Origin of the sequence: Bacillus sp. (in: firmicutes), from assembly GCA_012842745.1 — a bacterium.
GTDB lineage: Bacteria > Bacillota > Bacilli > Bacillales > Bacillaceae_J > Schinkia.
Window position 1 is genome coordinate 1 of the sequence record DUSF01000018.1, and the last position, 15,482, is coordinate 15,482.

Below are 15,482 nucleotides of genomic sequence, written 5' to 3' on the forward strand. Positions count from 1 at the left end.
AGATATGGAAAAATTCATTAATGAACAATCCATCCTCCTTGAGGAGTATGATGAGCAACTAGTAAGGAGACTTATAGAGAAAATAACGGTCTATGATGATAAACTAACTATTGAATTTAAATCTGGTATAGAAATTGATATAGAAAAATAAAACGAATTTGACCGCCGATTGAGGTGCAGTGGCATCTTAGTCGGCGCTTTTTGTCGTTAACTTATTATAAAACCATATTGACAACTATCGATATGCCTGATATTCTTGTTATAAGATATCGAGAATATTCGATGTCATTGATACATATGAATATATAGGAGGTAATTTTATGAAACATTCATATGCAGATTATGTTCCTGCAATTAAGGCTATGTCAGATGAAACACGGTTAAAGATTATAGATATGCTATCGTGTGGAGAAATGTGCGCATGCGATATATTAGAAGAATTCAGTATTTCTCAATCCACTCTTAGTTATCATATGAAGATATTATCTGAAAGCGGTCTTGTAAATGCAGTACGTGATGGGGCTTGGATGAGATATACATTAAACAAGGAAAAAACGGATGAGGTTATAGCTTTCTTTACATGCATAACAAACGATAAAGAAGATTGTATTTGTAAAAAGAGCAAAAATAAAAAATCTGATAATCAATGTTGTTAAGGAGGATTTAGTAATGAAAAATATTGAGATTTTTGACCCAGCAATGTGTTGCTCGACAGGAGTTTGTGGACCATCTATTGACCCAGAGCTGTTAAGAGTAGCAACTGTTATTAATTCGCTTAAAGAAAAAGGGATTATTATAAAAAGGCATGGTTTGTCAAGTGAACCTCAGGATTTTATCTCCAATAAAGTTATAAGTGAAATTCTACAAAAGGAAGGAGCAGATATTCTTCCTGTAACACTGGCAGATGGTGAAATTGTAAAAACCAAAAGCTACCCAACAAACGAAGAGTTTTCAGAATGGTTAGGGGTGGAAATAAGCACAAAACCTCAAAAGAAGAGCGGCTGCTGCGGACCAAAGGGGTGCTGTTAAGATGTTAAAGAATAATTATGAGCCATTTAGTTTAGATGGGATAAATCTGACTAAGTATATGTTTTTCACAGGAAAGGGTGGTGTAGGTAAAACCTCAACCGCTTGTGCTGTGGCAGTAAATTTAGCTGATAATGGAAAAAGTGTTCTCCTTATAAGCACTGATCCTGCATCCAATTTGCAGGATGTTTTTAATACTGAGCTTGATGGCAAAGGTGTGCCGATTGATGGAGTGCCGGGTTTAGTTGTGGCGAATCTTAACCCAGAGGAAGCTGCCAGAGAGTATAGGGAATCGGTTATTGCTCCATATAGGGGGAAGTTGCCGGATAGTGTAATTGTAAATATGGAGGAACAACTCTCAGGTTCATGTACAGTTGAAATTGCCGCTTTTGACCAGTTTTCGAACTTCATCACTGATAAATCCACAGAGAATAAATACGATTATATTATTTTTGATACTGCTCCGACAGGGCACACACTTCGTATGCTGCAATTACCATCAGCCTGGAGTAATTTTATCAGTGAAAGTACACATGGGGCGTCATGTTTAGGTCAGCTCGCTGGACTTCAAGATAAAAAGGATATGTATAAGAATGCGGTTGAAAACCTTGCAGATAAAGATAAAACAACTTTGATATTGGTATCAAGGCCGGAGGAAACTCCTTTGATTGAAGCTGAACGTTCAAGCAATGAGCTTAGTGAGCTAGGGATAAACAATCAGGTTTTAGTTATCAATGGTATACTGAGTGAAGCAACTGACGATGTTTCGATTAAAATGTTAGATAAGCAGCAAAAGGCTTTGGAAAATATGCCACAGGGTTTAAAAAAGTTTAAAATTTTCACTATACCACTTCGTTCCTATAACGTTGTAGGTATTGATAATATTAAAACATTTTTATATAGTGACGATTACACAAAAAATAATTTTTATAGCAAATCCTTAAATTTAAGACACCTAGATGTTCTGATTGAAGATATTTATAGGGCAGGTAAAAAAGTGATATTTACAATGGGCAAAGGCGGTGTTGGAAAAACAACTATTGCTGCAACCATTGCTGTGGCTCTTGCTAGAAAGGGTGTTAAGGTACATTTAACATCTACAGACCCAGCTAATCATCTCAAATATGTGGTTGAAGATACTAAAAATATTAAACTAAGTAAAATAGATGAAAAGCAGGAACTATTGCGATATCAAAATGAGGTATTAAGTAAGGCTCGTGAAACAATGAGCGAAGATGATGTTGCTTATGTTGAAGAGGATTTACGCTCTCCATGCACACAGGAGATTGCAGTATTTAGAGCTTTTGCTGAGATTGTTGACAAGGCTGAAAACGAAGTTGTAATTATTGATACTGCACCAACGGGTCACACGCTTCTGTTGCTTGATTCTACACAGAGTTATCATAAAGAGGTTCAGAGAACAAAAGGTGAAACGCCAATATCTGTTCAAAGATTACTTCCAAGACTTCGGGATGAGAAACAAACAGAGGTTATTATTGTTACATTGCCTGAAGCAACACCGGTATTTGAAGCTCAGAGACTGGGTGATGACCTAAATAGAGCGGGAATTAATAATAAATGGTGGGTGGTTAATCAGTGCCTTTCATTGACGAATACTAAAAATAGTATGTTAATAGCTCGCGCTGATGCTGAAAAGCAATGGCTGGAAAAAGTTAAGCAAATAAGTTCTGATAACTTTGTTGCAATCCCCTGGTTTCAGGATGCATCAATTGAAAATATAGTGGACTTTTCTGGAGGTAGTAAAAGCGATGAATAAAAGTGATGCTGGCTGTTGCTCTTGTGGCAGTGGTTGCTGCGGACAAGAACAGGAAAAAAGGCAGATTATAATAGAATTTCTTTATCTTGATCTGAGTGTATGTAAGAGGTGTCAAGGAACTGAAACTAATCTTGAGGATGCAGTTAATGAAGTATCAACGGTATTAAGAGCAGCAGGGTTTGATATAGTTATGAACAAGATTAATATAAATTCAAGGGAGTTAGCCATTGAATACCATTTTTGAGTTCACCAACAATTCGTGTAAATGGCAGGGATATTGCTCTTGAGGTTAAGGAATCTTCCTGCAAAGAATGTGGGGATCTGTGTGGCGACTCTGTGGATTGCAGAGTTTGGGTGCAGGATGGTATAGAATATACGGAACTACCAAAATCCATGATTATTAACGCAATTTTGAAAGAAGTTTATAATGGCCATAGTTCAATCCCCTTGACAAATGAGAAATATGAAATCCCACAAAACTTAATTACATTTTTCGATAGCTTAGAAAGAAAGGAGGATTGATTTACATGAGTAAGGAACGTAATAGTGGAATTGGATTTTTTGAAAAGTACTTAACTGTATGGGTTATTTTATGTATGTTTGCAGGTGTATTGATTGGAAAGTTTTTACCCGGAATCCCAGCGTTTTTAGGGCGTTTTGAATATGCAAATGTTTCAATACCTATGGCTATTTTAATCTGGCTTATGATATATCCAATGATGTTAAAAGTAGATTTTCAAAGCATAAGAAATGTAGGCAAAAATCCTAAGGGGCTTTTTGTTACATGGATAACCAACTGGTTGATAAAGCCTTTTACCATGTTCGGCATTGCATGGCTGTTTTTCTTTGTAATTTTCAAATCTCTAATTCCGGCAGAATTGGCACAAGACTATCTTGCGGGAGCAATACTTCTTGGAGCTGCACCGTGTACAGCGATGGTATTTGTATGGAGTTATTTGACCAAAGGCAACGCGGCTTATACCGTCGTGCAAGTGGCAACAAATGATCTTATAATTCTCATAGCTTTCACGCCTATAGTTGCGTTTCTTCTAGGTGTGGGCGGTGTAACCATACCCTGGGACACTCTTGTTTTATCTGTAGTATTGTTTGTTGTTATCCCGCTGGCTGGTGGTATAATTACCCGTAATTACATCACAAAAAAGCGAGGACTCGATTACTTTGAAAAGAGTTTTATACCGAAGTTTGGGAATATCACTACCATAGGTCTATTGCTAACATTAATAATAATCTTTTCATTCCAGGGCGATGTAATTCTGAATAATCCACTTCATATTGTTTTAATTGCTATACCATTAATTATTCAGACTTTCCTAATCTTTTTCATTGCATATCTAGCAAGCAAGGTTATAAAACTACCTCATGAGATAGCAGCGCCTGCTGGTATGATTGGTGCCTCTAACTTTTTTGAACTGGCAGTTGCCGTTGCGATTGCATTGTTTGGAACACAAAGCCCAGCTGCACTTGCTACCATTGTAGGGGTTCTAACAGAAGTGCCTGTTATGTTGATATTAGTAAAGATAGCGAATAATACAAGGCACTGGTTTCCAGAAAAAAGCTAGAAAGGAGGTAATGCTTAATGAGTAATAAACTAAAGGTCGCATTTATATGTGTTCATAATTCATGTCGAAGCCAAATAGCCGAGGCACTTGGTAAGCACTTTGCAGGAGATATATTTGAAAGCTACTCTGCTGGCACAGAAACAAAACCTCAAATTAACCAGGATGCTGTGCGCCTAATGAAAGAGCTTTATGATATAGATATGGAGAAAACTCAACATTCAAAGTTGCTTGATGAAATACCTCCAGTAGATATTGTTATTACAATGGGGTGTAATGTGGAATGCCCTTACCTTCCATGTAAACACAGGGAAGATTGGGGGTTGGATGATCCTACAGGTAAGAGTGATGAGGAATTTAAAAAAGTAATATCAACAATAGAAACAAAAATAAAAGAGTTAAAAGCAAAACTAAAGTCATAATAATTATAACGCCAATTACAAATCTAGTAGTTGGCGTTATAATTATATATGTCGATATGTTCCCGCCTACCGATAGTGCAAAAAGTGCCTTTGACTTGTTTCCGACTACCGACAATGTAAAAGACATCAATCCACCCCGCTCGTTGCATATTGAGTCAGTAGTCTTATTAAGCCTGATATAACAGTATTTTTGAGCAAGGAATGTGTCATTTGATCACATTTTGACCACATTCCTTGCAAAAAGCATTATTTAGAAATGTGTTTTTCAAACAAATCCACAGATTTTTCTTCATACATAATGTTTTAAAAAGTCAATCCACCACCTAATGCCTCATATGTATCTAAAACGTTCTGAAGGCTTTCTTCTCGTTTGATGTAATTTCGCAATCTTTGTTATATTGTTGGCCATGGTGCCTTATAATTGCTGTTTTGGAATTAATGATTGCCTTAACAATAGCATATAAATCATTGTTCATAGGTTTTGAGTACCATTCCCATATGTCAGCATTATGATCTGTATTAATTTCTCCGTATGATGGATTAATTGTAAAATTGCCTTCATCTGTTTTTATCGTATAACTTTCAATGAATAACTAATCTTCAGCTGCATATCGAATTTCAAAAATGAGGTAAGGTTTAGTAATACCATTATCACCAATATAAATGTAGGTATTGTTGGTATTTATATATTGTGGTGTAGTTTTATCATGATAAAAACGAAAAGGAAGCACTAACGCTAAGTGCTTCCATGAGACGTGTTCGGAATGGATCGATGTTAATTTTTAAAACATAGTACTAATAACCTCCGCCAACAAATGCTGCACCAACAATAATCAATAAAATGAAAAGCACAACAATTAAAACAAAGCTGTTACCCATTCCACCGCCGCTATAAGTTTGACAACAATGCATCAGTATCACCACCTTTTTATTAAGATAGTATATGTTATGAAATACTTGGCTTACTCGACTCGGATAAACATGGAAAATATTTCAGATTGAAAATTCATTTTTGATGTTACGCATTCTGATCAAAATATGTTTTAGATCATAACTATTTATCATACACATTCTTGATAAAAAGGAAGCACTCGGTGTTAGTGCTTCCAAGAAGTGAAATGAGTGGGCTGATGTTGATTTTTAAATTGTTCTTAATAGCCTCCGTGAACAAAAGCTGTTCCAACGATAATCAATAAAATGAAGAGAACAACAATTAAGGCGAAATTGCTTCCCATTCCATAACCACCAGACATAAGTATCACCGCCTTTGTTAGAAGTTAATATATTTTATGAATTACGAGTCTTGTTCGAAATGGACAAGTATGTAAATTATTTTAGACAGAAAAATCATTTTGATGTTAAGCAATACGATGAGAAGGTGATTACATGAAAGCTATTACTATTAAACAACCTTGGGCCACACTAATTGCGTTGGGTGAAAAACAAGTTGAATGAAATTTTGCACATCAAAATAAAGTCAAAAAGAGAATCTGGAACTAAAGTATGTGAGCTAGAGCTTAAACTATGAAACCATGTATTTTTGCATGGTTATTTTTTATTCATAAACAAGTCATGTAAGGGGTGCGTTGATTTGAGATAAATTTGACCACATAATTGACCACAAATGTTCTAAAAAAAATAGAAAATCTATAAAATTGAAATTAATATGCGTAAAGGTTAAAATGATTTGCAAACGGAAAACGAATACGAACATTTGTTTGTGGGATATCATCCCAAAAGTAATCATGTAGAAAATGTCGCCTCGTTGGAATTAAAATAACAACTAAATATTAAAGAAGTGTTAAATTAGAAAAGGTATGTTTGGAATTTAACTCCAAAGCATTGCAAAGCAATCACCGTAGAATGAGGAGCGAAAGAAATGAATAGTAAAACTAAGACGAATAAAAAATATGTCGTTATTTCACTATTAATTGCCACGTTTTTAACAGCGATTGAGGGAACGATTGTAAGTACAGCGATGCCCAAAATTGTTGAGGATTTAGGTGGTAGCCATTTGTATACTTGGGTCATTTCGATTTATTTATTGGCAACAGTTATAAGCACCCCTATTTTTGGTAAATTGGCAGATTTGTATGGTAGAAAGAAGATGTTTACGATAGGGGTTATTATTTTTTTAATAGGTTCCATGCTTTCTGGTTTTTCACAAACGATGGAACAACTGGTCATATTCCGATTAATTCAAGGAATCGGAGCAGGAGCGTTGACGACGATTCCGTTTACAATTATTGGTGATGTTTTTTCGTTTGAACTCCGTGCAAAAATACAAGGATTGATTAGCAGTGTCTGGGGTATTGCCGGAATCATTGGACCACTTGCCGGTGGTTTTATTGTTGACCAAATCACCTGGCATTGGATTTTCTTTTTGAATCTTCCATTTGGAATCATTTCCTTTATTCTTTTATCGGTTTCCTTGCATGAACAAGTGGAAAAGAAGAAGCAAATTATTGATTATGCCGGTATTTTCACATTTACAATCAGTATGACTAGTTTCTTGTATGCCTTAACTTTATTGAAACAAGAAAAGCATGTAACAAGCAGTAGTTTAACTTTATTTACGATTGCGGCTATAAGTGTATGCCTTTTTCTTTGGATCGAAGCAAAAGGAAAAGAACCGATGCTACCACTTTCTTTATTTAAGAACCAATCTATTATGGTGGCAAATGTTGTGGGATTTTTGCTAGGTTTTATCCTTGTGGCCGTTACTTTTTATATACCTTTATGGGTTCAGGGGGTTACGAATTTAAATGCAACCTTCTCAGGAATAACGCTTATGCCAATGTCGCTAACATGGCCAATCGGAGCATTTTTAACAGGTAAATGGCTGGGCAAAACCTCAATTGGGCGTCTGGCATTTATAGGAATTGCAATTAATGCTGCTGGCTGTATCGGCTTAGTTTTCTTTCATGCGAACACAACGATGCCAGCCATGATGGTTGCGACAGCTATTCTTGGATTTGGTTTTGGATTAGCATTTACTGTATTTACAGTGATTGTCCAATCCGCAGTTGACTGGAAATTGCGAGGAGCTGCTATAGGTTCAAATAATTTGATGAGAAACTTAGGACAAGCGATTGGAATTGCAGTTTCAGGCATATGGTTAAGCGATGAGCTAAAGGGGCATGTGTTAGAAGCAAGCTTGCACACAGTATTTATTCTATTAGTCATATTAGCCATTAGTGCACTAGCTATTGCTGCAATGCTTTTTGGCAAAAAAGGAAACGAGCCTTCCATAGGATAGGATGGAAATTCGGGGACGGTTTCCGTATTTCGAATAGATGTTCCTCTTTTGAAATGTATATTTCCATCCCTATTTCTTATACTAAAGAAATGAAGGAGGGATAGTTTATGGCAAAACGGACAAAGAAAAACGATGCAGACCAAAAAAATAAGCAAGGATTTGATTCCAGCAAAACAGATTCTGAATTCTCCAAAGAAATTGGTAGTGCAAGCGCGAACCGTGCCCACAAAGAAAAGGCTAAAAAGGAAAAGGCCTCTAAAAACCAAGGAGAATGGGGAGGAATGCATTGATTTTTATATTTGGCTATAATTAAACTGAAGGGAGTATGTCCTTCGGTTTTTTTGTTTTGCAGGTTAATGCCCGTTTTTATCGAAATAATACTTGAAAGGAGAATAGCTTATGGTCAAGGTTAAAGCGGTAAAAATTGACGGCGAGAGCATCCATATATTTAATAGCGCAATCTATATTTTTGAGTCAAATTCGGGATATATGTTGGAGCTGGACATGATTGTAAGCGAGGTTGCTGTCAAAAAATATAAAGGTTTGGAAAACTTAATTGTAGAGATTGAATTACAAGATGGCAGAATGATAACTTCCTATATGAACCTTAAAAGTTTATCAGGAGGATTGCCACAGCTGAATCTATTCTGTGAATTGAATGATATTGATGAATATAAAGATTTTTACATAGTAAATGAAAACGACCTTTTGTTCCCGAATATAGAGGAAGGAATCACTCTAGAGGAAATAAGAAAATATGAAATGCCTGATGAAAAAATTACCTTAAAATTAAATTTGCCGATTGTGCAAACAGAATGGCTAAAGAAGCAAAAAAGTAAGGATTTGCAGGAAATATTTAAAGAAGCCATCTATGACTATTGGAAAAAACAATGAAAGTAGTAAGTTGTACTACTCGATAATAGGGGAATAAGGTATAATATTCCAATGATAGTTTGCGATTACGTCGCAAATATGGGGGTATATTTATGATTCAATACTCAACATTAGCGGAAAAATTTGAAGGTATTGACGACCAATGTATTATATCAAATCTCGCAAATAATGGAGAAGTTTTACAAAACGGCGTACATGTTTATTATGCTTTTTATGAAAAAGAAAAATATATAAACAATGCTATGAATTTTATTAGGGAAGGAATTGACAGAGAGCATAAAGTAATTTTTATCGAAAAACTTGAGATATTTGAAGAAGTTTTAGCAAGACTAGCTTCCAGAGGGTATAGTAAAAATGACTTAGATTCTATTATTTTTGTTGATAATGATAAATTTTATCTTAGTAATAATAAGTTTAGTGTGAAAACTAGTGTGCGAAATTTTCAGGTGAAATTAAAAGAATGCATTGAGAATGATTGGTTTATTCGTGCATGGGGTCAAGTGTCATTCCGAGTAGATGAGCCTGTGTTGTCAAAGTTAAGATTATATGAATGTGGCTGTGATCAGGTGGTCGAAAAACATAAAGCTATTATAGTTTGCACTTATAATGGTTTAACCGTACCTTCCTACATCCAAAATGAGATGCTCAAAACACACCCATATTTTATGACAGACGACCAAATCGGATTATCTCCTTTTTATGAAAAAGAAGAAGGTTTAAACATCCCTTCAATTGAGGAATTGCAAAAGCTGCAAAAACTTGATAAAGAGATTACACTTTTGCAAATAGAAAATAAAAGATTACAGAAAATAAATAACGAAATTATATTAAAAAAGGCAGTCATTGCTGAGAGTGAAAAGTTTTATCGGAATCTAATTAACGAACTTCCCATTTCCATTCTGATTACAAAAAATGATCATATCGTTTATATTAATCAAACAGGAAAAATGAATTTAGATAGCAAATACTTAAAAGGAAGAGCATTTTCGCGGATTTTTAACAAACTATCATCAACCGCCACTAACGGATTAAGTGAATACAAACTTTCACTAAATAATGATGATACAAAAGAAAAATATTTCGATATAAAATCAATTCCGGTCTGGTTTGAAGGAGAAAATGCTATCTTACACGTATTAATTGATTTAACACAGCAAAAAGTGAACGAAAAACTTATCGTACGTTCCGAGAAACTTAGTATTGCAGGCGAATTAGCTGCTGGAATTGCCCATGAGGTTCGTAACCCATTAACAGCTATCAAAGGCTTTATTAAATTGTTAGAAAATACAAGCAATGAATTCTATTTAAAGATTGTTAATGATGAGATTTCGAGAATTGAACAAATTTCTAGTGAACTATTAATGTTGGCTAAACCGCATTCTGACGTTTTGAAAACGACAAACATTGTAACGCTTATAAAAAATGTAAAAACTTTACTTGAAACACAAGCCATTTTGAAGAATATTGATATTGAGCTTAGAACAAAGGAAGAACAAATTTTCATAGACTGTGAAGAAACAAAGATTAGACAAGTTTTCATAAATATTATTAAAAACGCGATTGAAGTAATGGACAAAGGGAGTATCTCACTACATGTAAACAAACTGAAAGATAAAGTTCAGGTCGATATTGTCGACCAAGGTGAGGGGATGTCAGCAGAGATGTTAGCCAAAATAGGGGAAGCTTTTTATACAACTAAAGAAAAAGGAACAGGATTAGGGTTAATGGTTTGCTACAAAATCATTGGGAATCATAATGGAGAAATCAATGTTTCTAGCCAAAAAGGGGTTGGAACGACATTTTCAGTGACATTACCTTTATCATCTATAACAGACTGAATCAAAAGGGGGGGATTAGGGGATTGAATAGTAGATTGCTATTTTCACTGCCAATTTGATTTATTAGTGAAATATTTGGTGCCAGAACAAATTGGATTGCCAGTACATCAACGGTTAAACTCGAACTAGATAACCAAGTTATTAATCTACCAGTCATTAAAAAAGATCAATCAGCAAACGCCAAGTCCACTAATCAATCGATTACAAGTACCGCAAAGAAGTTTAAAGTTGGCAGTGCAACGATTCAGGCTAATGTTGTAACTGTTGATTTAAATAATGCCAATTTTAATTACAGATTAAAACTATGACTCCTGTTTAGGGGTCTTTTTTTATTGACAGTATTTAAGTGTTAGTGTACTATGTAATTAATACACGGATACACTAGATTTATGGAGGTGAAAAAATGGAATTCAGCAATAATCTTCCAATATATGTTCAAATCATGAATTTAATCAAGACAAAGATCGTTTCTGGGGAAATGAATGGAGGGGATAAATTGCCATCTGTAAGGGAATTTTCAAAAGAAGTAAAAGTAAATCCAAATACAATTCAAAGGGCGTATCAAGAATTGGAAAGGGAAGAGTTTGTTTTTACGCAAAGAGGAATGGGAACATTTGTAACTGAAAATATCGACATGATTAAAAACTTAAAAAAGAGTATGGCCACAGAATTGATGGATCAATTTTTAAAGGAAATGGAAAAATTGGGTTTTACATCTAATGAAATAAAGGAAATGATAGCAGGACGGTTTGAGGAGGGGAAGAAATGAATACTATTGTGGAAATAAGCAATCTTACGAAAAAATATGCAAGTAAAACAGCCTTAGACCATTTGAGTTTGAACATCGAAGCAGGAAAGGTTGTTGGAATCCTTGGCCCGAATGGCAGTGGAAAAACAACCCTAATTAAGATAATAACTGGATTATTAAGACAAACAAGTGGAGAAGTACTTATTGATGGACGAAAGGTTGGAGTAGATACGAAGTCAATTGTTTCGTATTTGCCAGACCGCAATTTTCTATACAAGTGGATGAGAATTGAAGATGCGTTTCATCTATATAAAGATTTTTATGCTGACTTTGATGAGAATAAATTTGCAGAACTATTGGATTTTATGAAATTGGAAAAGAGCATGAAAATTGATAGTCTTTCAAAGGGGATGCATGAAAAGCTTAATTTGTCTCTAGTGTTAGCAAGGAATGCGAAACTATATATTTTAGATGAACCAATAGCAGGAGTTGATCCCGTGGCTAGAGATCAGATTTTAGATGCCATTATTAATAACTTCAATGAAGATAGTTCAATGATAATAACAACTCACCTTGTTAGGGACATGGAAAATATGCTGGATGATGTTGTTTTTATTAAGGATGGTACGGTTGTTTTGACTGGCAATGCAGAGGCTTTACGGGAAGAAAAAGGCAAACAAATAGATGATATTTACAAAGAAGTATTTGGTGAATAGGGGGGATGATGGAATGCTTAAATATATGAAATATGAAATAAAGGGTACTTACAAGTATATCTTTGGTATCTTAGCATTAGTGCTACTATTGATTACAGGTCTATATGCCTATGGGAGCAGAGGAAATGAAGGCTCAATAGGTGGAAATCTATTTATATTCCTATCAGTTATGATTTTATTCGGAACAGCATTAGTTACTTTCTTATTTATTGTCGGCTCTTTTAGGAAGGAATTATATGAAGACAGAGGATATTTAACATTTACCTTGCCTTTGACAGGAAATCAAATTGTTGCCTCTAAATTGATTGTAGCATTGCTATGGTTTTTCATTTTAGGGTTTGCTATTGCAACATATAACATTTTAATGGTATTGAGTTTTATCCCGGTTGAATTGAATATTTCAGAACTTTTCTCGCTCGTTGACCAAGTAAATATTACAGAAATCGCCTTTTTTATAATTACTTCCGTTCTTAGTGGAGTATATCTTCTCGTCCTTATTTACTTTTCGATGGCTCTTGGAAAGGCAACTTTTCGAAGTAAACGGATTGGCGGCTTATGGTTTGTTATTTTCCTAGTATTAAACGGAGTGTTTGCATTTGGACAGTTTGCGGTTGGGGGATTATTCCCATATTATTTAAATATTGAAACCTTTAATGTTGAAATGATGGATAAGATGAATTCTACAAGTAGCTTTATGTATAATAATGGAATTGGAATTATATTAAGCTCAAATGCCGGTATGTTACTAGTAAATATAGCAAGTAGTCTATTCAACATCGCAACAACGGTTGCTCTATTTTTCGGTACAGGTTATTTAATTGAAAAGAAGATTGATTTATAATTTTAATCGACAAGTGCCAGTAGCACTTGTCGATTATTTCAGAGTCAACTTCGGTTTTATGAACAGCACTTACAATTTCATCAAAATGAGAATGTGGTTAGGAATGACTTTATTTCATCGACGGGTAAAGGCTTACTTATTAAGTAACCTTGAGCTTCGTTACAGCTATGTTGTTTTAGGATAGCGATTTGCTCATTCGTTTCCACACCTTCAGCTATCACATTTAAACCAAGACTTTTTGCCATATGAATGATTGTAATTGCAATGTTTTTATCATTTTTGCTGTTCGTTATATCATTAATAAACGATTTATCAATTTTTAACGTATCAATTGGCAATTTGTTTAAATAACTGAGAGAACTATATCCAGTTCCAAAGTCATCAATTGAAATAGCAACACCAATCTTTTTAAATTTATTTAAAATAGTAGTGACTGTCTCTACATCCATCGTCATGCTTTCAGTAATTTCAATTGTAAGATGATTTGGATTAATCTTCGTTTCATTAATTGTCCTAGTTATCGTATCGATAAAGTTAGGCTGATAAAATTGGCGAATAGAAATATTCACGGATACAGTTAAAGGGGGAAATCCGTTATTTTCCCAATGTTTTAATTGTTGACATGCTGTTCGGAGTACCCATTCTCCAATAGAAATAATAACCCCTGATTCTTCAGCTATAGGGATAAAGGAACATGGAGGAACTTGTCCGAGAAATGGATGATCCCAACGTATTAACGCCTCAAAGCCTGTAATTCTTTTTTCTGATAAGTCTATAATAGGTTGATAAACTAAATGAAATTCGTTCCTCTCCAATGCCTTTCTTAGTTGGTTTTCTATTTCTAATTTATTGAAAGTCTCCTTGTCAAAGACGATATCATAAAACCGATAATTATTTCGGCCATCCTTCTTTACTTGATACATTGCAACGTCTGCTTTTCTGAGAAGCTCAGTTATATTTTCTTCTTTTCGTGAATAAAGACTAATACCAATACTTGGTGATATAAATATTTCATGCCCTTCAATTATGAATGGTTGTGATAATGAATTAAGAATTTTTTGTGCAATATGTGAGACATTTTGTTTTGTTACATTGTTTAAAACAATGGCAAATTCGTCGCCGCCTAGCCTTGAGACAATATCATCTTCTTGTACGCATTTTTTTAATCTCTTTGCGATTTCAACGAGCAGCATATCACCAACAATATGTCCAAGTGAATCATTGATGATTTTAAAGCGATCCAAATCTATATACATAAGACCAAGTGTTTCGGCTTTATCATCCGAAATCTTGTTCATGTCTTCAGTAGCCTTTTCGTGAAATAGTCTTCTATTAGGTAATCCTGTTAACGAATCATGGTATGCCATGAAATTCACTTTTGCTTCTGTCTGATAATGTTGAATCGCTAAGGATGTTAGATAAGTCGCCTTTTCGATTATTTGTAAGTCCAATTCATTTGGTGTACGTTCTTCATTATAGTACATTGCAAAAGTACCAAGTACATTATCGTGGTTATCATAAACAGGAGAAGACCAACAAGCTTTTAAGTTATATTTTGATGTAATGTATTCAAATCCTTTCCACCTTCTATCATTAGCAATATCAGAAACTATAGTAATTTGCTTCGAATATGCAGCTGCACCACAGGATCCCATTTTTGGCCCAATTTTAATGCCTTTATTAATAGTTTCAATATATTTATTAGGTAAATTTGGAGATGCCCCATTGACAAGTACTTTTTTGTTTTGGTCTACTAATAGAATTGAACAAATGCCACCATCAGAAGTCTTTTCTATATCTTCTATGATGGTATTTAATACATCTTTAAAAGGGGCGCCCTTTGCAATCATCTCAAGGGCTTTATTTTGACCGTTTAACAAGGTTTCTAGATTTTTTTTGCTAGAAATATCCTTTGCCATACCTACAAGACCACAAACTTGAGATTCAATGATGATAGGTATTATTGTTATGTACAGGTCAACTTTAATGCCGTTTTTATTTATTATCGCTATCTCAAAATTCTCCGAATTCCCATCTTTCACACTGTTAAAGTAATAAAGGGCCTTTTTTAAATCCTTTCCATGTATTATAGAAGCAATAGACATTCCGTGGGCCTCGTCTTGTGTATATCCGAAAATTTTCGTCGTAGCATTATTGCATAGGATAAAATTACCTTCAAGATCGAGGGCATAACAAGCATCATGGTTATTATCAAAAAGAGATTTATAAATATTGAAGAGAACATTAGAATTAATTTTTGAACTTATCATTTGGAATTCTCCCTCTTTTTGGAATATTACGATTATATAATACTATATTCCTAGTACAAATACACTTAGTTTGAGTATATTTTTTAAAAGTCTTTAAGCGGAAAACTGTGTTCA

The 15,482-nt window shown here is 34.4% G+C and carries 16 protein-coding genes and 1 pseudogene; 14 read left to right on the plus strand and 3 right to left on the minus strand.

Annotation, left to right across the window (positions count from 1 at the left end):
• The first annotated feature begins 4 nt into the window (after positions 1-4).
• The 7 genes and pseudogenes from GX497_02460 to GX497_02490 all read left to right on the plus strand — a co-directional run bounded on the left by GX497_02460 (position 5) and on the right by GX497_02490 (position 4,802).
• Entirely contained in the window at positions 5-151 is a 147-nt protein-coding gene (locus tag GX497_02460) for an integrase (protein HHY72091.1), read from the plus strand.
• 169 nt (positions 152-320) lie between these two features.
• Complete coding sequence (locus GX497_02465) at positions 321-656, plus strand: winged helix-turn-helix transcriptional regulator (protein ID HHY72092.1); 336 nt, start codon at positions 321-323, stop codon at positions 654-656.
• A 13-nt stretch (positions 657-669) separates the two neighbouring features.
• Positions 670-1,029 carry an arsenite efflux transporter metallochaperone ArsD gene (arsD, locus tag GX497_02470; GenBank protein HHY72093.1) on the plus strand — a complete coding sequence of 120 codons (360 nt, stop codon included), beginning with the start codon at positions 670-672 and terminating at the stop codon, positions 1,027-1,029.
• A 1-nt stretch (position 1,030) separates the two neighbouring features.
• Entirely contained in the window at positions 1,031-2,803 is a 1,773-nt protein-coding gene (gene arsA / locus GX497_02475) for an arsenical pump-driving ATPase (GenBank protein ID HHY72094.1), read from the plus strand.
• Positions 2,796-3,325, plus strand: a pseudogene (locus GX497_02480) (DUF2703 domain-containing protein). Before arsA ends, GX497_02480 begins: the two are co-directional and overlap by 8 nt.
• Positions 3,326-3,330: 5 nt before the next feature.
• A complete protein-coding gene (gene arsB / locus GX497_02485; protein ID HHY72095.1) occupies positions 3,331-4,383 on the plus strand; it encodes an ACR3 family arsenite efflux transporter in 1,053 nt (350 codons plus the stop codon).
• Between the two features lie 17 nt (positions 4,384-4,400).
• Positions 4,401-4,802, plus strand: a complete 402-nt coding sequence (locus tag GX497_02490) for an arsenate reductase ArsC (GenBank protein HHY72096.1) — start codon at positions 4,401-4,403, stop codon at positions 4,800-4,802.
• A 795-nt stretch (positions 4,803-5,597) separates the two neighbouring features.
• Here the strand turns inward: GX497_02490 and GX497_02495 are convergent.
• Positions 5,598-5,714 carry a YjcZ family sporulation protein gene (locus GX497_02495; GenBank protein HHY72097.1) on the minus strand — a complete coding sequence of 39 codons (117 nt, stop codon included), beginning with the start codon at positions 5,712-5,714 and terminating at the stop codon, positions 5,598-5,600.
• A 239-nt stretch (positions 5,715-5,953) separates the two neighbouring features.
• Complete coding sequence (locus GX497_02500) at positions 5,954-6,055, minus strand: YjcZ family sporulation protein (protein ID HHY72098.1); 102 nt, start codon at positions 6,053-6,055, stop codon at positions 5,954-5,956.
• A 626-nt stretch (positions 6,056-6,681) separates the two neighbouring features.
• On the opposite strand from GX497_02500, the gene GX497_02505 reads away from it, so the two are divergent.
• The 7 genes from GX497_02505 (at position 6,682) to GX497_02535 (ending at position 13,098) form a co-directional block, all read left to right on the plus strand.
• Positions 6,682-8,061, plus strand: a complete 1,380-nt coding sequence (locus GX497_02505; GenBank protein ID HHY72099.1) for an MFS transporter — start codon at positions 6,682-6,684, stop codon at positions 8,059-8,061.
• Positions 8,062-8,168: 107 nt separating this feature from the next.
• On the plus strand, positions 8,169-8,351 hold the full coding sequence (locus GX497_02510) for a hypothetical protein (GenBank protein HHY72100.1): 183 nt from the start codon (positions 8,169-8,171) through the stop codon (positions 8,349-8,351).
• Between the two features lie 109 nt (positions 8,352-8,460).
• On the plus strand, positions 8,461-8,955 hold the full coding sequence (locus GX497_02515; protein ID HHY72101.1) for a hypothetical protein: 495 nt from the start codon (positions 8,461-8,463) through the stop codon (positions 8,953-8,955).
• A 92-nt stretch (positions 8,956-9,047) separates the two neighbouring features.
• Entirely contained in the window at positions 9,048-10,793 is a 1,746-nt protein-coding gene (locus tag GX497_02520) for a two-component sensor histidine kinase (GenBank protein ID HHY72102.1), read from the plus strand.
• Between the two features lie 403 nt (positions 10,794-11,196).
• Positions 11,197-11,562 (plus strand): GntR family transcriptional regulator, encoded by a 366-nt coding sequence (locus tag GX497_02525; GenBank protein HHY72103.1) that lies wholly within the window; start codon positions 11,197-11,199, stop codon positions 11,560-11,562.
• On the plus strand, positions 11,559-12,257 hold the full coding sequence (locus GX497_02530; protein HHY72104.1) for an ABC transporter ATP-binding protein: 699 nt from the start codon (positions 11,559-11,561) through the stop codon (positions 12,255-12,257). The genes GX497_02525 and GX497_02530 overlap by 4 nt, the downstream gene beginning before the upstream one ends.
• Positions 12,258-12,270: 13 nt before the next feature.
• A complete protein-coding gene (locus GX497_02535) occupies positions 12,271-13,098 on the plus strand; it encodes a hypothetical protein (protein HHY72105.1) in 828 nt (275 codons plus the stop codon).
• 80 nt (positions 13,099-13,178) lie between these two features.
• Here GX497_02535 and GX497_02540 read toward each other — a convergent pair whose 3' ends face one another.
• Positions 13,179-15,368, minus strand: coding sequence for an EAL domain-containing protein (locus GX497_02540; GenBank protein HHY72106.1), 2,190 nt, complete (start codon positions 15,366-15,368; stop codon positions 13,179-13,181).
• Positions 15,369-15,482: the final 114 nt, after the last annotated feature.